We start from the raw sequence: 20911 nt of genomic DNA, 5'->3' as shown, positions 1-20911 counted from the left end.
TTTAAAAGAGCGCCAGATGAAGTCATCCAGACGATCATTTCTTCGGAAAACATTTTCACTCATTCCCATTGCCGCGGTCGCGGGAACAACAGCAGTCAGCGCGGTCGCATCGGCCAAAGAAAAAGGGGAAACGTTTCATTACGTCCCGGTATTTTTTAATAACGACGAGTGGCGGTTCATTTTAGCGGCTACCGACCTGCTGATCCCTGAGGATGAGTTCGGCCCCGGTGCGGTAAGTGAAGGTGTCCCGGTCTACATCGACAGACAGATGGAACTCCCCTACGGTCATGGCTACCTCTGGTATATGAGCCCCCCGTTTCAGGAGTCGATTCCGGAAATGGGCTACCAGACTAATCTGGTGCCGCGCGATATTTACCGCAGAGGGATCGCCAGCCTGAATAAATATTGCCGTGATAATCTCCAGCATAATTTTGCCGATTTAGCCAGAGACAAACAGGAAGCCATTTTACATGACCTGGATGCCGGCAAATTAAGCCTCGACGCTCTCTCCGGAAAACTCTTTTTCTCTCAGTTATTACAAAACACCAAAGAGGGCTATTTAGCCGATCCCGTACATGGCGGTAATCAGACCATGGCATCCTGGAAACTGATCGGTTTTCCGGGCGCACGCGCGGATTTTATTCAGGTGATGGAGAATCCGGACAAACCTTATCCCTTAGGTCCGGTCAGTATTTCTGGTAAGTATGGTGCATTAAAATGACGATTAAAAAAGAACCGGTTGATGTAGTCATTGTTGGCTTTGGCTGGGCGGGCTCGCTGATGGCGATGGAACTGGCGTCAACGGGACTGAAGATTGTCGCGCTTGAACGGGGTGAGCAACGGGACACTTACCCTGATTTCGCCTATCCGCGCATCGTTGATGAGTTAACCTACGGCGTAAGACTTAAACTCTTTCAGAACATTTCAAAAGAGAGTGTCACGGTCAGGCATACCCCTAAAGATACGGCTCTGCCCTATCGCCGTATGGGCTCTTTCCTGCCGGGCGATGGTGTCGGCGGAGCGGGCGTTCACTGGAATGGATTATTGTGGCGTCCTCTGGAAGCCGATCTCAGACTGAAAACGGTCGTCACTGAGAAATATGGTGCCAGCTTTATTCAGGGGGATATGACCCTTCAGGATTACCCTTTCACCTACAGTGAAATGGAACCCTATTTCGATAAGTTTGAGCGGATCTGCGGGGCTTCAGGCCAGGCCGGAAATCTTAATGGGGAGCGCATTGACGGCGGTAACCCGTTCGAAGCACAGCGTGCGAATCCTTTCCCGACTAAACCGCTGCTTTATCAGTACTCCGCCATGCTGTTTGAAAAAACTGCGAAAGAGATGGGATATAACCCCTTCCCCGGCCCGGCGGCGATATGCACCGAAGCCTACACCAACCCCTATGGTGTCGCACTCGGCGTCTGCAACTATTGCGGTTTTTGTGAAAAATTTGGCTGCTACAACTATTCAAAAGCGTCACCGCAAACCACGATTATTCCGGCGCTCAGGCAGTACGACAACTTTGAGCTGCGCTGTAAATCGCATGTGTTACGCGTCAACAAAGACAGTTCGGGCAAACTGGCCACCGGCGTCACCTATATCGATGAAAATGGCCGTGAAGTCGAGCAGCCCGCATCCGTTGTCATTCTCAGTGCCTTCCAGCTCCATAACGTCCGGCTGCTTTTGCTCTCTAAGATTGGCCAACCCTACAATCCGGAAACCGGCGAAGGCGTGGTTGGAAAGAATTATGCCTATCAGATGCTGGGTGGCGCCAAACTCTTCTTCAATGAAAAGACGTGGTTTAACCACTTTGCCGCTACCGGTGCCTCAGGGGCCTATATAGACAATTACAACAGTGAAAACTTCGATCACGCCGGAGCGGGCTTTATCGGCGGCAGCACCGTCTCTGCCCATGTGACCGGTGGCCGCCCGATTGAACAGACGGTCACGCCGAAGAGCGCGCCCAAATGGGGAACGGGCTGGAAAAAGGCTATCCGTGACAGCTATCTGCATAACATGAGCATTGGCGTCAGCTCCTCCGTCATGCCCTATAAACAGTGCTACCTAGACCTCGATCCGACCTACAAAGATGGTTACGGACTGCCGCTGTTAAGGATGACCTTTGACTGGCAGCAGAATGAACTCAGGATGACCCAGTTCATGGCGGGCAAAACGGAAAATATCGTCAAAGCGATCGGACCTGACTCTTACGATATGGGGTTCAAGTCCCTCTCTGCCCACTACGACGTTCGCCCTTATCAGTCCACTCACACCACAGGCGGCGCCATCATGGGAGACAGCCCGGCGACCAGCGTGGTGAATAAATATCTTCAGTGCTGGGAAGTTTCCAACGTTTTCGTGGCCGGCGCAAGCTGCTTCCCGCAAAACCATGCCTATAACCCAACCGGAATCGTCGGCGCGACCACGCTCTTTTCAGCGAACGCCATAAAAACGATCTACCTGAAGAACCCCGGCCCGATGGTTCAGGCTTAAAGGAATAAGATGATGAAGATAACCTGTGTAAAGTTACTGCCCTTTTTAACTTTATTGTTTAGCTTCGCCTCTGCTGCGGAAGAGACTGCGCCGGATAACATCAGCAAGGGGAAATATATTGCTACAGCGGGCGACTGCGTTGCCTGTCACTCCATTGCGGGCAGGGCGAGTTTTACCGGGGGACTGAAGATGTCGACGCCAATTGGCGCGATCTATTCAACCAATATCACCCCCGATAAAGAGACCGGCATCGGTGACTATTCCTACGACGATTTTGCCAAAGCCTTACGCGAGGGTATTGCGAAAGATGGACGTCATCTTTATCCGGCGATGCCCTACACAGCCTATGCCAGAATCAATGATGAGGATATGCATGCCTTATATGACTATATGATGCATGGCGTGAAACCCGTTCACCAGCAGAACATAAAAAGCGACATTCCCTGGCCGCTGAATATGCGCTGGCCTCTGGCCATATGGAACAGCGTTTTTCACGACGATAAGGTTTACGCCCCTGACACCACGAAAAGCGACGCGTGGAACCGGGGTGCCTACCTTGTCCAGGGATTGGGTCACTGTGGCACCTGCCATACGCCGCGCGGCATTGCTTTTCAGGAAAAAGCGCTGGATCAGCAGGGAAAAAGTTTTCTGACCGGCGGAACACTGGAAGGCTGGCACGCGCCCGATCTGACTGGGAATGTTAAGTCGGGACTGGGCGGCTGGTCGAATGAGGATATCGCGCTATTCCTGAGAACAGGTCGCACCAACACCTCGGCTGCTTTTGGTTCGATGACCGACGTGATTGAGCACAGTACGCAATACTGGAGCCAGTCCGATCTCAATGCGGTCGCAACCTATCTGAAATCAATCGGCTCATCGGCGTCTGAAGCGCCTCCTGCACCCCGCAAAGATGCGACAACCGCCGCACTCATCAGGGGCGATGTCAGCATGCCGGGTTCCAGACTCTATATGGATAACTGTTCTGGTTGCCACCGCCTCGATGGCAAGGGGTATGCAAAAACCTTCCCTTCCCTTGCCGGTAACTCTGCGGTCCTGAGTGATGACCCTTCGTCGGTTATCAGCATTGTGCTGCGAGGAGGCAAAATGGCGGTTACAAAGGATGTGGTGACCGGGCTGGCGATGCCAGATTTTGCCTGGCGTCTCAGCGACCAGGAGGTGGCTGACCTGGTGACGTTTGTCCGCAATAGCTGGGGTAATCAGGCACCACCGGTGAAAGCGGAACAGGTCGAAAAACTACGTAAAGAGTTGCCCGAACCGACAAAGCCCACCCCTGAAAACCGGAATCAGTAAGCAGCAATAAAAAAAAGTCGCGTCCCCTCCGGGCGCGACGTTTTTGTTTACAGGCACCTGCACTGATCTGCTGCCGTCTGCAACCGACAACGCTCCCGAACAGATTCGTGCCCGGATGATAGCCGGTTCAGCATCAGCCCGTTTCCGCATCGCTGCCGTGATGATGACCTTTAAGACGCTCGCGCTGCCGTGTTTTTCGGCCTGTCACGACCATCGCCACGATAAATACCGCGGCAAACAGCACCACAATGGTCGGCGCGGGCGCGCTGTCGATGAAGAACGAGAGATAAACCCCGCTCAGCGACACCAGCACCGATACCCCGGTTGCCACCAGCAGGGCATGTGAAAAGCGCCGGGTCAGCAGAATCGCGATCGCGCCGGGCGCAATCAACAGCGAGATCGACAGAATAATCCCCACCGCTTTCAGGGTAGCGACGATGGTCAGCGAGACCATACACAGTAAGCCGTAATGGAGCCAGCGCGCGGGCAGACCGCTTACCTGTGCCTGCTGCGGGTCGAAGCTGAACAGCATAAAATCACGCCATTTCACCACAATCACCAGCACGATAAGCACGGCGATAATCAGCGTCTGAATGAGGTCCGCTCTGTTAATACCGAGCATGTCCCCGAACAGAATATGGTCGAGATGCACCTCTGGTTTCACCGCGACATAAAGAATCAGCCCCACCGCAAACATGCCTGAGAACACAATCCCCAGCACCGTATCCTGCTTTATACGACTGTTATCCTGCAAAAAGCCGCTGGCGACAGCACAGAACAGCCCCGCCACAAACGCGCCTGCCGCCAGCGGTGCCCCCACCATCCAGGCCAGCACAATACCGGGAAAGACCGCATGACTCATGGCATCACCCATCAGCGCCCAGCCTTTCAGCACCAGAAACACCGACAGCAACGCACAGGGTATGGACACCACCAGCGCGATGAGCAGCGCATTGTTCATAAATGCGAACTGAAAAGGTTCAGCTATCCACATCAGCCTGCCTCCTTTTTAGCCTGATGCCGGCCACGACGCCGGTTAGCCAGCAGACCATGTCGCGGTGCAAAGATGAATGCCAGCAGAAAGAGCAGCGTCTGGGCGACCACAATGATGCCGCCCGTCGCGCCATCCAGGAAGTAACTCGCCCATGCGCCGAGGAAACTGGTAAGGCTGCCAATCGCCACTGCAATGACCAGCAGACGCGGGAAGCGGTCGGTCAGCAGCCAGGCCGTCGCACCCGGCGTCACCACCAGACAGATCACCAGAAACGCGCCGACCGTCTGCAGAGCCGCCACGGTTGAGACCGCCAGCAGGATAAAGAAAAGGATTTTCAGCCGTTCAGGCTGCAGACCAATCGCCCGGGCGTGCTGCTCATCAAAGAAGGTCACCATCAGATCCTTCCATTTAACCAGCAGAACCGCGATCGAGATGCCGCCAATCAGCGCGAGCTGCAGGATATCCGCAGGCGCAATGGCCAGAATATTGCCCAGCACAATGGTCTGAATGTTTACCGCTGTCGGGTTGAGCGACACCATAAACAGGCCAAGACCAAAAAAGGAGGAGAAGATCAGACCGATGATCGCATCCTCCTTCAGGCGGGTGCGCTGATTCAGCAACAGCATGCTGCCCGCCGCCAGGCCACCGGAGAGAAACGCCCCCAGTGCGAAAGGCAGGCCCAGCATATAGGCGCCCGCCACGCCAGGGACAATGGAGTGTGACAGCGCATCACCGATCAGCGACCAGCCTTTCAGCATCAGATAACAGGAGAGAAAAGCGCAGAGTCCGCCGACCATGGCGGAGACCCACATCGCATTGAGCATATAGTGGTAACTGAAGGGCTCCAGCAACAGTTCCATGGTCATCGCCCCTCCTGGTGTGCACCGCGCGGCGCAATAAAGGGACGCTCATCGTCGGTGATGATCTGATCATCCAGCCCTTTCACCATAACGTGACGCAGCACGCCGCTGAATGCGCGTTCGAGGTTAGCAGCCGTGAACGTCGTCTCCGTCGGGCCGCTGGCCAGAATGGTGCCTTTTACCATCACGGTGTAGTCGCAGAATGCGGTCACCGACCCCAGATTATGCGTGGAAACCAGCATGGTCTTGCCTTCATCGCGCAGTTCGCCCAGCAGGCTGATGATTCTGGCCTCGGTCTGAACATCCACGCCGGTAAAAGGCTCGTCCAGAAGGATCACACTGCCCTGCTGGGCTATGGCACGCGCCAGAAAGACCCGCTTCTTCTGGCCACCGGAAAGTTCACCAATCTGGCGATGCCGGTATTCGAGCATATCCACCCGCGCCAGCGCCTCCGTCACACTCTGCCGGTCGTGCGCTTTGGGGCGACGCAGCAGGCCCATGTGACCGTAACGCCCCATCATCACCACATCCTCTACCAGCACCGGAAAAGACCAGTCCACCTCTTCCGACTGCGGCACATAGGCCACCAGACTCTGACGCAGCGCCTGGCGGGTAGGCATGCCCAGAATCGAGATGCTGCCGCTGGCGAGCCGGACAAATCCCATCAGCGCTTTAAACAGGGTGGATTTCCCCGAGCCATTCACACCCACCAGCGCCGCAATCGATCCACCCGGCACGCTGAAGCTCGCATTCCGCAGCGCGGTATGGCCGTTGCGCCAGGTGACGGTAACATCGGACACCACGATAGTCTCTTTCATTGCGCGGACTCCCCGGCTTTAAGGCCCTTCACCAGCGTCTCCGTCGTCACGCTCAGCAGATCCAGATAGGTTGGCACCGGCCCTTTAGCCTGACTCAGGGAGTCAACGTAAAGCACCCCACCATAATGTGCGCCGGATTCTCTGGCGACCTGACGGGCAGGCTTGTCGGAGACGGTACTCTCACTGAACACTGCGGGGATGCCCTGCTTCCTGACCTGATCGATCACTTTTCTGACCTGCTGCGGCGTCCCCTGCTGGTCAGAATTGACCGGCCACAGGTAGAGCTCTTTCATCCCCAGATCGCGAGCCAGGTAAGAAAAGGCCCCTTCGCTGGTCACCATCCAGCGTTTGTTCTCCGGGATCCCGGCTATCTGCTGGCGCAGAGGCGCGATCGCAGCACTGATTTTCTGCTTATAGGCGTCGGCATTCTGGCGATAGGTTTCCGCGTTCGCCGGATCATATTTCACCAGCGCATCGCGAATGTTATCGACGTAAATCAGCGCATTGTCCGGTGACATCCAGGCGTGTGGATTCGGTTTACCGTTATAAGGCCCCTCGCCGATCCCGATTGGCGTGATGCCGGCAGAAACAATCACCTCCGGCACCCCCTCCAGGTGCTGATAAAACCGCTCAAACCAGCGCTCCAGATTGAGGCCGTTCGCCATGATGAGCTGTGCGCCCTGCGCGCGTTTTATATCGCCCGGGGTGGGCTGATACTCATGTATCTCAGCTCCCGGTTTAGTGATTGAGGTCACCTCCGCAGCCTCACCCGCCACGTTCTTCGCCATATCCGCGATGACAGTGAACGTCGTCACGACCTTAAATTTTTCTGCAGCATTACTGCTGGTGGCCATCAGTGTTGTCAGCAGGGCACTCAGTAATATCGCGGTGATTTTTTTAAATGGGGCCATACGGCACTCTCCGGAGGTGGTGAAAAACAGAACACAAATAGCCTGAGCTATTTTTTATAGCACAGGCTATACCTGTGCGAAAGCTCACCTGTGTGAAGTTTCTTCAGCGGCGGGTGTCAGATGTGAAGTTATGTAAATACTATGATTAAGATAATGAAACACAATGCTTTATTTCTGCACCCCGGGGTCAGTCAGTGAGAATGACGCGGGCAGAAAACAGGCTGTTTATGCCGTTTCGCTTTAAATGGAGAGCGGGTTAAGCGAATCGGCAAAAATAAGTTGATTTGGAAAAGGCGATTCAGCCGGATATCGCTCGTCATGACACGAGCGTCAGAACGCTTTACCCGTTCAGGAAATGGACAATTAATATTATCTTATCGATAGGCTGAATTGATTAAGTTTCTTAATTTTTTTGCTACAGTTAAAGTTACTTACCGCAATCACCCAGGAGGATATTGTGTATTTTTCCAGCGATGAAAAAGCAAATGTCATCATTGGCGAAGCTGCAATGAACCTGTTTACTGCCGGTCAGGAAGTCAACGTTGAACTGCTGATAAATGAGCTACAGGTCATGGCTAACTCGGAAGTTAATGAGATTCGCCTTGAAAAACTGAAATGTGCGCGTCAGTGGCTGATGGGCTTTAAAACCATCGGTTCGCGCGGCAATGCCCCGGCAAACTGGCTTTCCCGATCGTTCGGTAAAGAGTCAGCCATTCCCGCCCCGGCGGATGACATCGTCATTAAACACTGAGCATCGTACTTATCTCCCTGCCGACCTGCTTGTACAGGTCGGAGCGTCCGGGGGTGATATCGATACAAAATTCTGGTACAATTTTTACCTCGCCTGACATCCTCGTAACATGCTGTTTTAAAAGCGATAGCATTTTTTGCACAAAAAAAATAACGCTAAAAATTCAAAATCCTGTACAAGTTTTGGAAAGGTGTATAATTTGCATATCCAGAGCGTGGCATTTTTAATCACTCGAGGACATCAACATGCGTCAGAACGGTCAAAGCCCGGAAACGATCAGCGATATTGCCCGTTACTTCAATCAGGCCAGCTCACCTTCCCAACAGGAGACGCTGGGTTCGGTTGTCGTTGAAATTCTGCGCGCAGGTCAAAGTCTCAGTCGCAAAGCGATCTGTAGCAAGCTTCTGCGTCGCCTCGAGTTCGCCGCCACACCAGAACAAGAGAATCATTTGCATGAATTGATCGCGATGCTTTTTCGCCGCGAAGATTAATGCCCTACCACGGCCCGCAGAGTAACTCAGGACGTCTGCTTTCAGCCCTCGTTCAGGAAGATTCAGTTTAGTTAAGAAGCCCAGCACTGCCTCCCCGTATCAGGTGCCCGCAATCGCACCTCCTGACGGATACGGGCCCGCAGCATGGCCATTGATTCGTAATCAGAGAAGCCAGTATGTACAGAAGTGAAGACGAGAAACTGACAGATGTCATGATCGGCGAAGCCGTTCTGACATTACTTAAGTCAGACAAACCGGTATCCAGCAATGCCCTGATCGCACAGCTTGAAGTGATGGCCGCTGCTGCCAATGATGATGCCGCGAAGGTTTCGATTATTCGCAAAGCCATCATTGAAGTCCGTAACGGTATGGTTGCAGCACGCAAACGTGTGAAGGGTGACGTTACCGAACGTGAAAATACTGCACATCGTATGAACAGTGACGGGCCGCCTGACGGCTCCAAAAAACACTGATTGAAAAATGTTGCGTATTTGATGTGCGCGGCTGACTTTAAGCGAAGCGGCAGCCACATTAAAAAAATTTTAGTCCGGCTGGGCAAAACGAAAACAGCGTCTACACTCGTTTTTGACTTCAACCATTGCGTCTGACTCCTTTTCTTTAGAGAAAGAATAACCATGCAACACTCTTCAACAGATTCATCCATCATTGAGTATTTCCGTAGTGAAGGCGATCTGCTTGCTCAGGAAACTGAACTGCTGGGCGCAATCATTCGCGACATTGTGGCTGACCAGGGACGCGTAACCAATAAAGCCATCATCCTCTATCTGATTGCAGAGCTGGAATGCACTTCTGACGTAGTCAGGGGTGATGTGTTGCGTAAGACACTGGAAATTGTGGTAGGCCGCACACCTGACGATGCGGGCATCTGACAGGCGGCCCTGCGCTGCATTGGTAGCGCAGGGTATCTCATTCTCCCCCATCGCTGATTATTGATTATTTCTGGCTTTTCATTATTACTCCCTTTGACGGCATGTCAGAGCGGATGACTTTATGAAAATACAATTGATATTAATTATCGTATCGCTTTCGCCTATCCTGTGAAGCCGGTAAGGCAAAATGAATGATTATGAGCGCTGCAAATATGATGATGCAGAGAACAGGTAGCCTGAAATAGAGCCTCTCTGCGGCAAAAGTTACCGCAGCGTGATAATCAGATATCTAATAACAGGTGAGAATGGTCAGACTGCCCTTTCAGATTAATCGCTGAATACTTTGCCGGATATTTTCAGGCCAGGTAAAGGTGGCGGGGTCAGAATAGAAATGAGGCTGGAGATGGCACCCCTGACTGGTGCCATCAGCCTTAATGCATTTTGCGGGTAAAGAAGCTTATTGCTTCCAGACACAGTGCTTTCAGCCGGCTGTCACGCGTCTCTTCGCTCAGGCGAAACAGCGCGTCCGTGATGTCGTGAAAATTAACCGGCTCTCCCGCCTTGATTAAATCACTGACTACCGCGCCAACCAGTGCACGGATCTCGCTATCGTTGTCGTACTTCACACGACCTCCCAACGGTGTATGAATGTACAGTCTATCATTAGCGAGAACTAAAAAACAAAAAAGCCGTTACAGCGGAAATATAAGCGAAGCGGCAGAATGTCTATTATTTAGCCAACATCAGAAGCCTCTCGGGCATTATTTCCGGCTAAGATAACAACGGCGTTTTGAATAGCAAAGGCGGCACAAGGGTTAGCGCTTTGCTTATATTCAGGCGATAAAGCCCCGGCTGAACAGCTTATTTACACGTTTCTGGCTTATTCATTTCCCTGCCAGCCTGCACCACCTCTCATACTTCAACATAACCCATTCGGGTAATATCATGCAGTATGATAAAACAGACTTTATTCTCCGGCTAACGGGCGGGCACATGGCAAAATTCACCCTGAAACAGATCGCTGCCCAGTCGGGACTGAGTCTGGCAACCATCGATCGCGCGCTGCATCAGCGCGGCAACGTGCATGTCCGCACAGAACATCGCATTCAGCAGGCAATAGCCGACCTGGAACTGATGCACAAAGCGGGACTGGCCAGAGGGCGGACGATCTATTTTGACGTCATCATGCATACTCCTGACCGGTTCCAGCCTCTAATCCGTGAGGCTCTCAGCAGCCAGATCGCCAGCTTTGCCGCGTTTAAACTTCAGCTGCGTTTTCACCTCGGGGCAAATCTCACAACAGAGGGGATTAACGCGCTGCTGAATAAGAATGCGCTTCACAGTCACGGGGTCATTCTTAAAGCAGCCTGCGCTGAAGCGCTCTACCCTACCCTTGAAGCCCTGCTGAAACAGCGTGTGCCGGTGGTCACCATGATGAGCGATCTGCCCGGCAGCGCGCGCATGCGCTACATCGGTATGGATAATTTTGATGCCGGAAAGGTGGCGGCCTTTCTGATGTCAAAATGGCTGCGGGTGACCCGTTCGCACATCCTGGCAGTGACCGGCAGCCATGACTTCATCGGCGAAAGGGAGCGAATCGACGGTTTTCAGCGTGCAATAGCGCAGTTTGCTCCTCAGCATCAGGTGAGCGTGGTCGCTGGCGGATATGGGATTGATGACCGGATGCATCAGTCGGTGACGCGCTTTTTGCAGCAGCATCCGGATGCAGATGCGGTCTATACCGTGGGCGGCGGGAATCCCGGCATTCTGCGCGCTTTTGCCGGAGAGAAGCGCACGCTTAACGCCTTCATCGGGCACGATCTTGATCGCGAGAACTGTGCGCTACTGCATCAGGGTAAAATCGATGCCCTGATCGAGCATAATTTACAGCTCGATGCGCTGCACGCCTTCAGAACCCTGCTGGCGTTTCATGGATTCCTGCCGGCATCTGAGCCACCCGCGCCCTACTCCAGAATCAACATCATCACCCGTTACAACATGACGGCCTGAAAAGCCTCCTCCCGGATAAAAAATCAGCGCTGAACCGGGGCCGGCTGGGGTGACAGCCTGACGTGGTCAATCAGCGCCCGCAGCTTGGGAGCCAGATTTTTGCGGCTGGGAAAGTAGAGATAGAAACCGGCAAACGTGGGCAGCCATTCGTCGAGTAACGTCACCAGCTCGCCCCGATCGATGTAGGGCCGGAAAGTTTCCTCCATCCCAAAACTGATGCCGCCGCCAGCGCAGGCGGTGCGGATCATCACGCCCATATCATTGGTCGTCAGTTGCGGATTGACGGCAACATCAAACTCGCGCCCCTGCTCAGCAAACTCCCAGCGGTATGGAGCCAGGCCCGGTTCCCTGCGCCAGCCGATGCAGCGATGATGCACCAGCTCCTGCGGATGTTGCGGCGTGCCTGCACGCGCCAGATAGTGTGGTGACGCCACGGCGACCTGACGCTGAGCAACCGAGACCGGCACCGCAATCATATCCTGAGCAATCACCTCCCCCAGTCGCACCCCCGCATCATAACCCTGCCCGACAATATCAAACTCTTCATCGGTCACGGTGATGTCCAGCTCAACGTGTGGATAGGCGGTGATGAAGCTCGCCAGTAGCTCGCCCCCCAGCATGCGTTCCGCGATGGAGGAGATCGCCAGCCTCAGCTGTCCTCGTGGCTCTGCCGCCAGTTCAGCAATGTCGTTAACGGCGCGATTCAGCGCGCTGATGGCCGGTGCCACCTCGGCATAGAGTCGCTGTCCCGCTTCCGTCAGCTGAACCGACCGCGTCGTGCGCTGCATCAGCGTGATATTGAGCCGGTCCTCCAGCCGCCGCAGACTCTGACTGATGGCCGGACGCGTCACGCCCAGCTGTTCTGCCGCCAGCCGGAAGTTGCGCGTCTGTGCCACGATAACAAAAATTTCGAGCGCATTTTTATCACTGTTCATTGGTTAGTTTCAGTTACCAGTCTGTAAAGTGATTGGTGGATTATCTTTATAATAGACCCGTCGTAAGATTGCCACTCACAACCTGAGTGGAGAAAAAAGATGACGCAGAAAGTGATTTTAATTACCGGTGCATCAAGCGGTATCGGTGCAGGCATTGCACGCGAACTGGCGAAGAGCGATGCCATTCTGCTGCTGGGTGCACGTCGTGAAAGTCGTCTGGCTGCCCTGGCGGAAGAGCTGCGCTTTAATGGTTCTGAGGTGGCAATCAAAGCACTGGATGTGACACGCCGCGATGACGTCACGCAGTTCGTTGACTATGCGCTGGAGAAATGGGGCCGGGTGGATGTCATGATCAACAACGCCGGCATTATGCCGCTGTCACCGATGGCGTCGCTGCGGGTGGAAGAGTGGGATCAGATGATCGACGTCAATATCAAAGGCGTGCTGTATGGCATTGCGGCGGTACTGCCGTCCATGCTGGCCCGCCAGTGTGGTCACATCATTAACATCGCATCCATCGGCGCGCTGGCGGTGTCGCCCACCGCGGCAGTCTACTGTGCCACGAAGTTTGCAGTGCGGGCGATTTCCGATGGGTTGCGGCAGGAGAACAGCGAGCTGCGCGTCACCTGTGTTCACCCCGGCGTGGTCGAAAGTGAGCTGGCATCAACAATCACCGATCCGGTAGCGGCGGAGGCGATGCAGCAGTATCGCGCCATCGCACTGCAGCCGGACGCCATTGGTCGCGCCGTGCGTTATGCGATTGAGCAGCCGGAAGAGGTGGATGTGAACGAAATTGTGGTGCGGCCAACCCGAACCCGGCAGTAAGCAACCGGCCCGATGCACGATGGACACCGGGCCGGCGCTTTTTTCTGTCAGTAGAGTACTCTGCGGGTACGCTGTACGGTGACGGCGATCGCCGTCAGCGCCACCAGCATCAGGAAAACCCCCAGGCCAACCATGGCATTAAATCCATAGGCCTTGAAGAGCAGCAGTCCGGCGATACAGCCGCTTAAGAAGGAGAAGACCGTGGTCAGATGGGTATGCAGCACCTTCTGGAAAAAGCGACGGTCGTCCGTCTCAAGATGTACAGCGTGCGAAGTGTGAGCAAAAATCCATGAACCCAGCGCAATACCCGCATCGGTCAGCGTCCCGGTGATGTGGGTTGATCTGACACGTCCGTTGGAGAGCTGCGTCGAGGTGGCGTTGTGAATCCCCATCAGGAAGCCCAGCACGATCAGGATCTCTCCGTTATAACTGGGCCGATAGTACATCAGCTCGAAGATCGAGGCCGCCGTCAGTGCCAGCCCCTCCGCCAGAATGATCAGACAGAAAATAGTGCGTAACCGGTATTTATGCCCCACCACCACTGCCAGCCGCGCAACGGTACAGCCAAAAACGAAGGCAATAATCAGTGCCATCAGAAACAGCATGGTGTGGAGATCGCTGGTGGTAACTTCGGCAGAGATCTGCGAGGTGTTGCCGCTCATGTGCGAGGGGAAAAACCCAAACGCCCCCAGCGCCATGGCATTAAGGATACCGGCGGTGGTGGCAAGCACCAGCGCCAGCAGTCGATCTTCGGTATGCGAACGCACTTTCTTCTTTTTTATCAGCACAGGCTACCCCACATCAGGTGATTGCAATAAATCCATAAAACCTAAAGCATACAGCCTGATACGAATAATTCCTGTCAGAACCAGATAACTCTGATGAAATAAGCCATTAATTTTGCTGATTTTTATAAAGCAGATTCAGTTTACTTTTATAAGTGTCAACGACGCGATGAAACACCGGAGCGCAATCTCAGTCTACGATAAACAGCTGCGCGCCAGCTGACGTAAAGGAACGGTGCGGTTCAGCGTCATCTGCCACCTGATAACTGACACCCGGCGTCAGAACGAAACGGCGGCCATCGGCCAGTTCGGTGTGCAGCTCACCCGACAGGCAGAGCAGAATATGGCCTTTGGTGCACCAGTGATCGGCGACATAGCCCGGTGAATAGTCCACCATCCGCACCCGGATATCGTTGAACTTCACGGTTCGCCAGGTCGCATGCCCCTGCTCGCCGGGATGGACCGTCTCTTCAATCTGATCCCACTGCGTCAGACCAAAGGGCAGATTTTCAATTTTCATCTGTTTGCCTCGCTGACGTCAGGCCAGTGCCTGAATGACCGCCTCTTCGGCGTGGATGAGCGTAGTATCGAACAGCGGGACGCTGGCATCGGTGGCATCCACCAGCAGAGTGATTTCGGTACAGCCCAGAATAATGGCCTCCGCCCCCTGCCCGACCAGCCGCGCCATGATCTCTCTGTAACGGCGACGCGAAGCGGGATTGATCTCGCCCAGACAGAGCTCGTGGTAAATGACCTCATGGACAAAGTGACGATCCTCTTCATCGGGCGTGATCACCGTCAGATCGAATTGTTCCTGAAGCCGCCCGCGATAGAACGCCTGCTCCATGGTGAATCGTGTCGCCAGTAAACCGACCTTACGCAACCCCGCCTGCCGGATACGGCGTCCCGTGGCGTCGGCGATATGGAGCAGCGGTATAGTTGTTGCCGCACTGATTTGCGCGGCCACTTTATGCATGGTGTTGGTACAGAGTACGATGAATTGCGCACCGGCCCGTTCCAGATTGCGCGCCGCGTCGGCCAGTATCTCACCCGCCTGCTGCCATTCTCCCGCCGCCTGCAGCTGCTCAATGCGCTGAAAATCGACGCTGTAGAGCACCAGCTCCGCCGAGTGCAGGCCGCCCAGCCGTTCTTTAACCTGCTGATTGAGTATGCGGTAATAGAGCGCGGTAGATTCCCACGACATGCCGCCTAACAGACCGATGACTTTCACGATGCTCTCCAGATTCAGGGATGAAAACTCAGCATGCCAGATCGGCGGGGTTCAGCAATCATAATCAGCAGGCAGGCATAAATTCAGCTGAACAGCGTGACCCGTGCGCAGACTCTGTGGCAGGATACGCGGCCTGCGTCCTGCCCTATCCGGCAGACTGATTTTCACCCAACGCGTGACTGACATGACAAAACTCAAATTCATTCTTCCCCTCCTGCTGATTCTGGCCGCCGCGGCCTGGTGGCTGATGCCGCATGAGAGTGATGAAGAGACGGCCTATTACATCGCCGTGTTCTGCGCCATCAGTCATCAAGATGAACAGCAGCTGGCGCCGCAGATGCAAAAGGTAATCGAGGGCAGTAATTCTGACTATGCGCTGCAGAAAAACAGTTATAAACCCTCGCTGGGCAGCCGCGTGATCGGTCGCTGGCAGCAGCTGACGCCCGAGGCAAAACAGCGCGCCGCAGAAGATAGCGCGGCCTGTCAGGAATTATTAAAGCGCTGAGCCATAGCGGACGTTATTATCAGATCATTCAGATAACGAGGGATTGATGATGACACAGCCAGAACGGAAAAATTATCCGCAGCTGGGCGAAGTGAAAGCGCCCTATGTGCATGCTGTGAAGCATGCGTCCACACTTTACGTGTCAGGACTGACGGCATTCGGTACAGCGGCTCAGAATGGAACGATTGATGAACAGGCGGACGCCATTTTCGCTCAGCTTAAGGTGATAGCCGCCGCTGAGCAGACGTCGCTTGCCGCGCTAATCAAGGTCACCCTGTTTATCACCTCTTTCGCAGAGATCACCGCCTTGCGGGAAGTGCTCTATCGCCATTATGGTGAGCATCTCCCCGCCAGCTCGCTGGTGCAGGTCAGCGGCCTTTTCTCGCCTGACCTGCGGGTTGAGATCGAGGCCATTTTCGCGCTGTAGAGACTGCCCCACTCTCTCTCGCTAAAGCAACATCTCTGCCGCGGCAGCCCCGCGTGCGAGATAGCCAATGTGATAGCTCTCCTGCCCGTCTGCTGGAGGCTGAACGCTGGCTGAGATCTCCACGCCCTGCCAGCGGCTGATGTCCCAGGCATTGAAGTCTCCCCTGACCGGCAGTGCCGCCAGGTCGGAGTGGGGAGCGATCGTCCAGCGCTTCAGCGTCATAAACCGCGCTTCGGTCAGATGCCTGACCACAGAGTGCCCCTCAAACGCCAGCCAGCTTTCGATGATCGGCCAGCCAAAGTCACTGATCAGAGTGGCAAAACCGGGACTTTGCAGGAAGCGCTGCATCGCACTGGCCTCCTGCCAGAAATAGAGCGGTGCATAGCGGTTTTCATGCAGCGTGCCTTCACTCTGACTGCTGTAAAGAAACGCCTTTGCCACCAGCCCCGGAAATCCATCCAGCCGGGCGCCATTCTGTCTGATGCGCTCTTTGATGATCGCCATGTCATAATCCGCTGGCAGGGTAAACCGGTAGTGCATCGCAATCATCGCGCCTCCTCCTCTGCCAGCATCCGGCCACCGCTAAAGCTCCACTCCTCGGTGCTGTTGAACTGAAGAATGATCATCACATCGTCAGGGTCGATGGCCATCTCCGCCTGAAGCGCCGTGCAGAGCGCGCGATAAAAGCTCTGCTTCTGATGCCGGGTGCGTGGCCTGCCCGCCAACACCTGAAACAGTACAAACCTGTCACTCCGTCCGCCGCTCAGGTAGTGCCGGTCAAAGACCCGCTGACTGGCCGGCAGCCTTTCTGTCACCTGAAAGCAGTCACGTTCAGGCACATCAAATTCTGCAACCAGCGCCTGCTGAAGGAGGATGGAGAGTTGCTTCAGCGCGGTGTCACTGTAACTCTCACCTAAGGTAATCCGGGTAAATGGCATCAGGCCTTCTCCTCCAGATAGCTCAGGGCGGTAACCGCGGCGGGCCAGCCGGCATAAAAGGCCAGATGGGTGAAGCTCTCAATCAGTTCCTCCTGCGACAGCCCGTTTTGCCGGGCGAAATCGATGTGCCAGGGCAACTGCTGCACACGTCCCAGCGCCGTCAGCGTGGCCAGCGTCAGCAGGCTGCGCTCTCGCGGAGACAGCACGCCGCGCTGCCAGATATCCCCAAACAGCACCTGCTGCGTCAGTTCAGCCAGTTTGGGCGCGCGCTGCGCCAGGGTTTCCCGATCCAGTGAATTTTTCATTGCGCTCTCCTGTGTTGTCAGCGAGAGTGTCGCCTGAGGATATCATCCTGAAAATCAAATTAATCCGCACTTACCATCCACATTAACAGGACAGTCATGAAAAAAGTGCCCGAGTGTCTCGATATGGATGCGCTGCGCAGTTTCGTTGCGGGCATTGACGCAGGCAGTTTTGCCTCCGCGGCGCAGCACCTGTGCCGATCGACGTCCGCCATCAGCGCACAGCTTAAAAAACTGGAGCAGCAATGCGGAACAGCACTGGTGATGAAAAAAGGGCGACACCTGCAGCTGACCCGCAGCGGTGAACAGCTGATGAGCTACGCCAGACGCCTGCTGTCACTGAATGATGAAACCTTGCGGGCCGTGCGAGGCGAAGCATTGCAGGGTGAAATACGCATCGGTATGCAGGAGGATTTTGGCGAGGCGCTGATGCCTGCGATTCTGGGCGCCTTTAACCGGCAGCACCCGGAGGTGATGCTGACCGCCCGCGTCGACAGAAATCTGCCACTGCTTTCGGCGCTGGCGCGTCATGAACTGGATCTTGCCCTGCTCTGGCAGGCGGAACCGCAGGCTGGCACGCCGCTGATCGGTCAGTGTCCGTTAGCCTGGATTTACCATCCGGACGTTGACCTGGCGGGCATGTTACAGCGCGGCGAGCCTTTGCCGCTAGTGGTGTTTGATGCGCCGTGTGTGATGCGTTCGCGTGCCATCGACGCGCTGGACGCAGCCGCTATTCCGTGGCGGGTGGTATTTACCAGTCACAGTCTTAGCGGGATCTGGGCAGCATTGCAGGCCGGTCTTGGCGTGACGCTCCGCACCCGCGCCGGTATGCCCGACAGGCTGGTGACAGAATCACAGCGGCTGCCCCCGCCTGGCACGCTGGGCATCGCGCTCGCCCGCGCAGATCGGGGCGAAGATCAGGCGCGCACGCTGTTGCAGCAGCTGATCGCTGAAGCTGCTCTGCCGTTTGTTCAACGCTGACCCGCCGTCAGAATGCCCGCGTAATCAGGGAAGCACAGTACTCCGCAGAGACGTCACGATCGCCGAACAGAATATGGTACATGACGGGCGCCACCACCACATCCATGACGCGATCGATGTCAAAGCCCGCTTCGCCCCGCGCGACAGCACGGTTGTGCAGGGTTTCGAGATGCTGATAGGTAAACCCGCAACATTTCTGGCTGGCCTCCTCCGCATGACTGTTCATCACGTCGGCCAGCATGTCGCGGCCGACTTTTGACGACATCTCTTCCGCATACTGCTGGATAAACAGGGTAAGATCGCCGGTCATCGACCCGGTATCTTCCGGTTCAGCAATGGGCCGCATCCGCGCCACTGCCACGTCGGCCAGCAGCTGCGTCAGATCGCCCCAGCGCCGGTAAATCGTGGAGGGCGTCACGCCTGCCTGTTCGGCTATCATCGGCACCGTAATCGCGGAGCGGTCAAGTGTCTCAAGCAGCCGGTTCACGGTGTTGTGCACTTCCGCCTGAATACGCGCACTGCGCCCGCCCTGTCGGACCATCTCCCTCGCCATCTTTTCCTCCTGGCTCATCAGCTTCAGATGTAAAATTAAAGCAACGAAATTGCATTAACGGATTATCGCAGTGTACCGCATCTGAAATTTTACAGGCGTTAAAGCGTGCTACCGGGAGAGGAAGGCGCGTTGCCTGCCCTGAGCCAGTCGCTGCGGGTCAGGGTAAACATCAGGCTCGGCGAGAAGCCCTCCAGATCGTTGACCTTTTTCAGGAAGGTTAATCCGGCCTTCTCCAGCACCCGTCGCGAAGCGAGATGATTTTCGCGCACCACACCCGTAATGACGCTCAGTTCAGCTTCTTCAAAGCCATAGCGTATGGCCCGGCGGGAGAGTTCGGTGGCATAACCTTTTCCCCAGGCGGCTGGCTCAAAACGATAGCCGAGATTATTGGTCTGACGGCCATCGAACTGGCTTCTGAAGACGCCACCAAAGCCGATAATTTTTTCCGGGTTCGCTTTTTCAAATATCGTCCAGTCGCCAAACCCCTGTTCCCGGTACCCCTGCAGGATGCGCTCCATGGACTGCAGAGCATACGATCTGTCGGGCCAGGGGCCGCGCGGATTAAATCTGTGTGTTTCAGGGTCGCTGTAGATTCTGAAGAGGTCGTCAATATCTTCCTGGCGGGTAAATCTGTAGAGCAACCGCTCTGATTCCCAATACATTTTCTGCTCCTTGTGGGGACGGAATACGCCGCGGCTTACTTTTATATCAGCAATGTCTTTGGTAACCAACACCGCGCAGGTCAGCCTCCTCTCAGGAGAGAGCAGCGGAGTGCCTTCAGCGCTTTACAGACGGGCCGGTATCACAAATGACTACATAGCTGTTCTGACGCTGCGGTTATTAGTGCTAACTTTCTGTTTCATCTGACGCGCCCGGACGGTGGCGTGTCGCCATGGCATCATGGACATTATGACTGATGAGGAGGATGGAGCCACATGACGGAACAGAGCAGCGTCATCACTGAACTTACTGAACTTGAACGTCTTTACGGCACGGTAGCCCGGCCGTCGATCGCTAAGGTGACGGATCATATCCACCCCGCCTATCGTCCCTTTATCGACGCTTCGCCGTTTGTTGCCCTGGCCACATCGGGACCTGACGGGCTGGATGTGTCACCGCGCGGCGATCCGGCCGGCTTTATCGACATCGAGGATGACAGAACACTTCTGCTGCCAGACCGGCGCGGCAACAACCGCATCGACAGTCTGCGCAACATTCTGCATGACAATCGGGTGGCGCTGCTGTTTCTGATCCCCGGTATTGGCGAGACGTTGCGGGTAAACGGCACTGCCGCAATCAGCACCGATCCGGTGCTGCTGGAACGTTTTGCCGTCAACAACCAGCTGCCAAAAACGGTGCTGCGTATCGCCGTCGACACTGTTTTCTTTCAGTGCAGCCGGGCGATTCTCCGCGCCGGACTCTGGGATGTGACAACGCAGATCCCGCGGCAGAGCCTGCCCAGCACCGGCTCCATTCTCCGGCAGATTGCGGAAATTGATGGTGACGCTTATGACAAAGCGCTGCCAGAGCGCCTGAAGAATTCGCTCTATTGATCCTTCGTGCCTGCCGATCGCGTTTCAGGGATCAGCAGGCTCATTGCTGAGAGCAGGAAGAGATCGCGTCAGGCGAAGCGCGCCAGAATGCTCTTTGCCTGGCTGTAGTCGTAAGAGGTGACTTCAATCTTATTTTCGCTGGGGTCGTTGAAATAGACCGACATCGACACCTCATGGTCACTGATGCTGAACGGGATGCTGTTCGGCCTGTGCAATATCTTCAACGTACAAATGGATATGATCGATCTCCGCTATTTTCATGTTCAGGCCTCCTCAAGCCCGGTTTCCGGGATACTCACTTAGATTGATTTAATAACATTACCCCCGCCTCTGGCCGTCTCAGCGTC

27 protein-coding genes are annotated in these 20911 nt (G+C 55.1%); 13 read left to right on the top strand and 14 right to left on the bottom strand.

The genetic code is table 11. The features are described 5' to 3' along the window. Window positions 1-16: 16 nt before the first annotated feature. From AC1V0D_RS13670 to AC1V0D_RS13660, 3 genes are read left to right on the top strand one after another with little or no spacing between them, the layout of a single operon-like run. Window positions 17-721 carry a gluconate 2-dehydrogenase subunit 3 family protein gene (locus AC1V0D_RS13670; RefSeq protein ID WP_009092780.1) on the top strand — a complete coding sequence of 235 codons (705 nt, stop codon included), beginning with the start codon at window positions 17-19 and terminating at the stop codon, window positions 719-721. Next, entirely contained in the window at window positions 718-2493 is a 1776-nt protein-coding gene (locus AC1V0D_RS13665) for a GMC family oxidoreductase (protein WP_482907581.1), read from the top strand. Before AC1V0D_RS13670 ends, AC1V0D_RS13665 begins: the two co-directional genes overlap by 4 nt. A 12-nt stretch (window positions 2494-2505) precedes the next feature. After that, window positions 2506-3804 carry a c-type cytochrome gene (locus AC1V0D_RS13660; RefSeq protein ID WP_482907729.1) on the top strand — a complete coding sequence of 433 codons (1299 nt, stop codon included), beginning with the start codon at window positions 2506-2508 and terminating at the stop codon, window positions 3802-3804. A 133-nt stretch (window positions 3805-3937) separates the two neighbouring features. On the opposite strand, the gene AC1V0D_RS13655 is transcribed toward AC1V0D_RS13660, so the two are convergent. The 4 genes from AC1V0D_RS13655 to AC1V0D_RS13640 are packed head-to-tail and all read right to left on the bottom strand — an operon-like array spanning window position 3938 to window position 7387. Continuing rightward, on the bottom strand, window positions 3938-4798 hold the full coding sequence (locus tag AC1V0D_RS13655; RefSeq protein ID WP_058957274.1) for a metal ABC transporter permease: 861 nt from the start codon (window positions 4796-4798) through the stop codon (window positions 3938-3940). Further along, entirely contained in the window at window positions 4798-5658 is an 861-nt protein-coding gene (gene sitC / locus AC1V0D_RS13650; RefSeq protein WP_482907728.1) for an iron/manganese ABC transporter permease subunit SitC, read from the bottom strand. Before sitC ends, AC1V0D_RS13655 begins: the two co-directional genes overlap by 1 nt. A gap of 2 nt (window positions 5659-5660) precedes the next feature. Beyond that, window positions 5661-6476 carry a manganese/iron ABC transporter ATP-binding protein gene (locus AC1V0D_RS13645; protein ID WP_482907580.1) on the bottom strand — a complete coding sequence of 272 codons (816 nt, stop codon included), beginning with the start codon at window positions 6474-6476 and terminating at the stop codon, window positions 5661-5663. Then, the gene (locus AC1V0D_RS13640; RefSeq protein ID WP_482907579.1) at window positions 6473-7387 is read right to left on the bottom strand and encodes a metal ABC transporter substrate-binding protein; all 915 of its coding nucleotides are present in this window, start codon (window positions 7385-7387) and stop codon (window positions 6473-6475) included. The genes AC1V0D_RS13645 and AC1V0D_RS13640 overlap by 4 nt, the downstream gene beginning before the upstream one ends. A gap of 457 nt (window positions 7388-7844) precedes the next feature. On the opposite strand from AC1V0D_RS13640, the gene AC1V0D_RS13635 reads away from it, so the two are divergent. The 4 genes from AC1V0D_RS13635 to AC1V0D_RS13620 all read left to right on the top strand — a co-directional run bounded on the left by AC1V0D_RS13635 (window position 7845) and on the right by AC1V0D_RS13620 (window position 9519). Continuing rightward, window positions 7845-8138: a hypothetical protein gene (locus AC1V0D_RS13635; RefSeq protein WP_009092773.1), complete on the top strand. Its 294-nt coding sequence runs from the start codon at window positions 7845-7847 to the stop codon at window positions 8136-8138. Window positions 8139-8383: 245 nt separating this feature from the next. Then, on the top strand, window positions 8384-8629 hold the full coding sequence (gene ycgZ, locus AC1V0D_RS13630) for a regulatory protein YcgZ (protein WP_009092772.1): 246 nt from the start codon (window positions 8384-8386) through the stop codon (window positions 8627-8629). A 176-nt stretch (window positions 8630-8805) separates the two neighbouring features. Continuing rightward, window positions 8806-9102 (top strand): hypothetical protein, encoded by a 297-nt coding sequence (locus tag AC1V0D_RS13625; protein WP_009092771.1) that lies wholly within the window; start codon window positions 8806-8808, stop codon window positions 9100-9102. Between the two features lie 162 nt (window positions 9103-9264). Continuing rightward, on the top strand, window positions 9265-9519 hold the full coding sequence (locus tag AC1V0D_RS13620) for a biofilm/acid-resistance regulator YmgB/AriR (protein WP_009092770.1): 255 nt from the start codon (window positions 9265-9267) through the stop codon (window positions 9517-9519). Window positions 9520-9950: 431 nt separating this feature from the next. On the opposite strand, the gene AC1V0D_RS13615 is transcribed toward AC1V0D_RS13620, so the two are convergent. Further along, complete coding sequence (locus AC1V0D_RS13615) at window positions 9951-10145, bottom strand: hypothetical protein (protein ID WP_009092769.1); 195 nt, start codon at window positions 10143-10145, stop codon at window positions 9951-9953. A gap of 367 nt (window positions 10146-10512) precedes the next feature. On the opposite strand from AC1V0D_RS13615, the gene AC1V0D_RS13610 reads away from it, so the two are divergent. Further along, window positions 10513-11529 (top strand): substrate-binding domain-containing protein, encoded by a 1017-nt coding sequence (locus tag AC1V0D_RS13610; RefSeq protein ID WP_482907578.1) that lies wholly within the window; start codon window positions 10513-10515, stop codon window positions 11527-11529. A 23-nt stretch (window positions 11530-11552) separates the two neighbouring features. Here AC1V0D_RS13610 and AC1V0D_RS13605 read toward each other — a convergent pair whose 3' ends face one another. Beyond that, entirely contained in the window at window positions 11553-12464 is a 912-nt protein-coding gene (locus AC1V0D_RS13605; protein WP_482907577.1) for a LysR family transcriptional regulator, read from the bottom strand. 99 nt (window positions 12465-12563) lie between these two features. Here AC1V0D_RS13605 and AC1V0D_RS13600 point away from each other — a divergent pair, with 99 nt between their 5' ends. Next, window positions 12564-13289 carry an SDR family oxidoreductase gene (locus AC1V0D_RS13600; protein ID WP_046102819.1) on the top strand — a complete coding sequence of 242 codons (726 nt, stop codon included), beginning with the start codon at window positions 12564-12566 and terminating at the stop codon, window positions 13287-13289. A 47-nt stretch (window positions 13290-13336) separates the two neighbouring features. Here AC1V0D_RS13600 and AC1V0D_RS13595 read toward each other — a convergent pair whose 3' ends face one another. From AC1V0D_RS13595 to AC1V0D_RS13585, 3 genes are all read right to left on the bottom strand, one after another. After that, the gene (locus AC1V0D_RS13595; RefSeq protein WP_009092765.1) at window positions 13337-14077 is read right to left on the bottom strand and encodes a YoaK family protein; all 741 of its coding nucleotides are present in this window, start codon (window positions 14075-14077) and stop codon (window positions 13337-13339) included. Window positions 14078-14264: 187 nt separating this feature from the next. After that, window positions 14265-14594: a DHCW motif cupin fold protein gene (locus tag AC1V0D_RS13590; protein WP_058957266.1), complete on the bottom strand. Its 330-nt coding sequence runs from the start codon at window positions 14592-14594 to the stop codon at window positions 14265-14267. 18 nt (window positions 14595-14612) lie between these two features. Further along, window positions 14613-15305: an aspartate/glutamate racemase family protein gene (locus AC1V0D_RS13585; protein WP_009092763.1), complete on the bottom strand. Its 693-nt coding sequence runs from the start codon at window positions 15303-15305 to the stop codon at window positions 14613-14615. Between the two features lie 184 nt (window positions 15306-15489). On the opposite strand from AC1V0D_RS13585, the gene AC1V0D_RS13580 reads away from it, so the two are divergent. Further along, complete coding sequence (locus AC1V0D_RS13580; protein ID WP_476640343.1) at window positions 15490-15810, top strand: hypothetical protein; 321 nt, start codon at window positions 15490-15492, stop codon at window positions 15808-15810. A gap of 49 nt (window positions 15811-15859) precedes the next feature. Continuing rightward, the gene (locus AC1V0D_RS13575) at window positions 15860-16237 is read left to right on the top strand and encodes a RidA family protein (RefSeq protein ID WP_046102823.1); all 378 of its coding nucleotides are present in this window, start codon (window positions 15860-15862) and stop codon (window positions 16235-16237) included. Window positions 16238-16258: 21 nt separating this feature from the next. Here AC1V0D_RS13575 and AC1V0D_RS13570 read toward each other — a convergent pair whose 3' ends face one another. From AC1V0D_RS13570 to AC1V0D_RS13560, 3 genes are read right to left on the bottom strand one after another with little or no spacing between them, the layout of a single operon-like run. Next, on the bottom strand, window positions 16259-16786 hold the full coding sequence (locus AC1V0D_RS13570) for a DUF4865 family protein (protein WP_482907576.1): 528 nt from the start codon (window positions 16784-16786) through the stop codon (window positions 16259-16261). Further along, window positions 16783-17175: a tautomerase family protein gene (locus AC1V0D_RS13565; RefSeq protein ID WP_150029240.1), complete on the bottom strand. Its 393-nt coding sequence runs from the start codon at window positions 17173-17175 to the stop codon at window positions 16783-16785. Before AC1V0D_RS13565 ends, AC1V0D_RS13570 begins: the two co-directional genes overlap by 4 nt. Continuing rightward, complete coding sequence (locus AC1V0D_RS13560) at window positions 17175-17480, bottom strand: carboxymuconolactone decarboxylase family protein (RefSeq protein ID WP_482907575.1); 306 nt, start codon at window positions 17478-17480, stop codon at window positions 17175-17177. Before AC1V0D_RS13560 ends, AC1V0D_RS13565 begins: the two co-directional genes overlap by 1 nt. A gap of 96 nt (window positions 17481-17576) precedes the next feature. Here AC1V0D_RS13560 and AC1V0D_RS13555 point away from each other — a divergent pair, with 96 nt between their 5' ends. Next, window positions 17577-18458 (top strand): LysR substrate-binding domain-containing protein, encoded by an 882-nt coding sequence (locus AC1V0D_RS13555; RefSeq protein ID WP_482907574.1) that lies wholly within the window; start codon window positions 17577-17579, stop codon window positions 18456-18458. A gap of 7 nt (window positions 18459-18465) precedes the next feature. Here the strand turns inward: AC1V0D_RS13555 and AC1V0D_RS13550 are convergent, their stop codons facing one another. Both AC1V0D_RS13550 and AC1V0D_RS13545 read right to left on the bottom strand, forming a co-directional pair. Next, window positions 18466-19011, bottom strand: coding sequence for a TetR/AcrR family transcriptional regulator (locus AC1V0D_RS13550; protein WP_009092756.1), 546 nt, complete (start codon window positions 19009-19011; stop codon window positions 18466-18468). Window positions 19012-19109: 98 nt separating this feature from the next. After that, window positions 19110-19673, bottom strand: coding sequence for a GNAT family N-acetyltransferase (locus AC1V0D_RS13545; RefSeq protein ID WP_046102828.1), 564 nt, complete (start codon window positions 19671-19673; stop codon window positions 19110-19112). A gap of 273 nt (window positions 19674-19946) precedes the next feature. Between AC1V0D_RS13545 and AC1V0D_RS13540 the strand changes: the two genes are divergently transcribed. Continuing rightward, window positions 19947-20564: a pyridoxamine 5'-phosphate oxidase family protein gene (locus tag AC1V0D_RS13540; RefSeq protein WP_482907573.1), complete on the top strand. Its 618-nt coding sequence runs from the start codon at window positions 19947-19949 to the stop codon at window positions 20562-20564. Window positions 20565-20911 lie beyond the last annotated feature (347 nt).

It is taken from the genome of Pantoea sp. PA1, from assembly GCF_056856975.1.
Note: the sequence above shows the minus strand (reverse complement) of the source record. Positions and strands in the feature narration are given on the sequence as shown.

What these genes read in the sequence shown, in the direction of transcription:
- AC1V0D_RS13670 (WP_009092780.1), top strand. Translation starts at nt 17, where the DNA reads ATGAAGTCATCCAGACGATCATTTCTTCGGAAAACATTTTCACTCATT.
- AC1V0D_RS13665 (WP_482907581.1), top strand. Translation starts at nt 718, where the DNA reads ATGACGATTAAAAAAGAACCGGTTGATGTAGTCATTGTTGGCTTTGGC.
- AC1V0D_RS13660 (WP_482907729.1), top strand. Translation starts at nt 2,506, where the DNA reads ATGAAGATAACCTGTGTAAAGTTACTGCCCTTTTTAACTTTATTGTTT.
- AC1V0D_RS13655 (WP_058957274.1), bottom strand. Translation starts at nt 4,798, where the DNA reads ATGTGGATAGCTGAACCTTTTCAGTTCGCATTTATGAACAATGCGCTG.
- sitC (WP_482907728.1), bottom strand. Translation starts at nt 5,658, where the DNA reads ATGGAACTGTTGCTGGAGCCCTTCAGTTACCACTATATGCTCAATGCG.
- AC1V0D_RS13645 (WP_482907580.1), bottom strand. Translation starts at nt 6,476, where the DNA reads ATGAAAGAGACTATCGTGGTGTCCGATGTTACCGTCACCTGGCGCAAC.
- AC1V0D_RS13640 (WP_482907579.1), bottom strand. Translation starts at nt 7,387, where the DNA reads ATGGCCCCATTTAAAAAAATCACCGCGATATTACTGAGTGCCCTGCTG.
- ycgZ (WP_009092772.1), top strand. Translation starts at nt 8,384, where the DNA reads ATGCGTCAGAACGGTCAAAGCCCGGAAACGATCAGCGATATTGCCCGT.
- AC1V0D_RS13625 (WP_009092771.1), top strand. Translation starts at nt 8,806, where the DNA reads ATGTACAGAAGTGAAGACGAGAAACTGACAGATGTCATGATCGGCGAA.
- AC1V0D_RS13620 (WP_009092770.1), top strand. Translation starts at nt 9,265, where the DNA reads ATGCAACACTCTTCAACAGATTCATCCATCATTGAGTATTTCCGTAGT.
- AC1V0D_RS13610 (WP_482907578.1), top strand. Translation starts at nt 10,513, where the DNA reads ATGGCAAAATTCACCCTGAAACAGATCGCTGCCCAGTCGGGACTGAGT.
- AC1V0D_RS13605 (WP_482907577.1), bottom strand. Translation starts at nt 12,464, where the DNA reads ATGAACAGTGATAAAAATGCGCTCGAAATTTTTGTTATCGTGGCACAG.
- AC1V0D_RS13600 (WP_046102819.1), top strand. Translation starts at nt 12,564, where the DNA reads ATGACGCAGAAAGTGATTTTAATTACCGGTGCATCAAGCGGTATCGGT.
- AC1V0D_RS13590 (WP_058957266.1), bottom strand. Translation starts at nt 14,594, where the DNA reads ATGAAAATTGAAAATCTGCCCTTTGGTCTGACGCAGTGGGATCAGATT.
- AC1V0D_RS13580 (WP_476640343.1), top strand. Translation starts at nt 15,490, where the DNA reads ATGACAAAACTCAAATTCATTCTTCCCCTCCTGCTGATTCTGGCCGCC.
- AC1V0D_RS13575 (WP_046102823.1), top strand. Translation starts at nt 15,860, where the DNA reads ATGACACAGCCAGAACGGAAAAATTATCCGCAGCTGGGCGAAGTGAAA.
- AC1V0D_RS13570 (WP_482907576.1), bottom strand. Translation starts at nt 16,786, where the DNA reads ATGATTGCGATGCACTACCGGTTTACCCTGCCAGCGGATTATGACATG.
- AC1V0D_RS13565 (WP_150029240.1), bottom strand. Translation starts at nt 17,175, where the DNA reads ATGCCATTTACCCGGATTACCTTAGGTGAGAGTTACAGTGACACCGCG.
- AC1V0D_RS13560 (WP_482907575.1), bottom strand. Translation starts at nt 17,480, where the DNA reads ATGAAAAATTCACTGGATCGGGAAACCCTGGCGCAGCGCGCGCCCAAA.
- AC1V0D_RS13555 (WP_482907574.1), top strand. Translation starts at nt 17,577, where the DNA reads ATGAAAAAAGTGCCCGAGTGTCTCGATATGGATGCGCTGCGCAGTTTC.
- AC1V0D_RS13550 (WP_009092756.1), bottom strand. Translation starts at nt 19,011, where the DNA reads ATGGCGAGGGAGATGGTCCGACAGGGCGGGCGCAGTGCGCGTATTCAG.
- AC1V0D_RS13545 (WP_046102828.1), bottom strand. Translation starts at nt 19,673, where the DNA reads ATGTATTGGGAATCAGAGCGGTTGCTCTACAGATTTACCCGCCAGGAA.
- AC1V0D_RS13540 (WP_482907573.1), top strand. Translation starts at nt 19,947, where the DNA reads ATGACGGAACAGAGCAGCGTCATCACTGAACTTACTGAACTTGAACGT.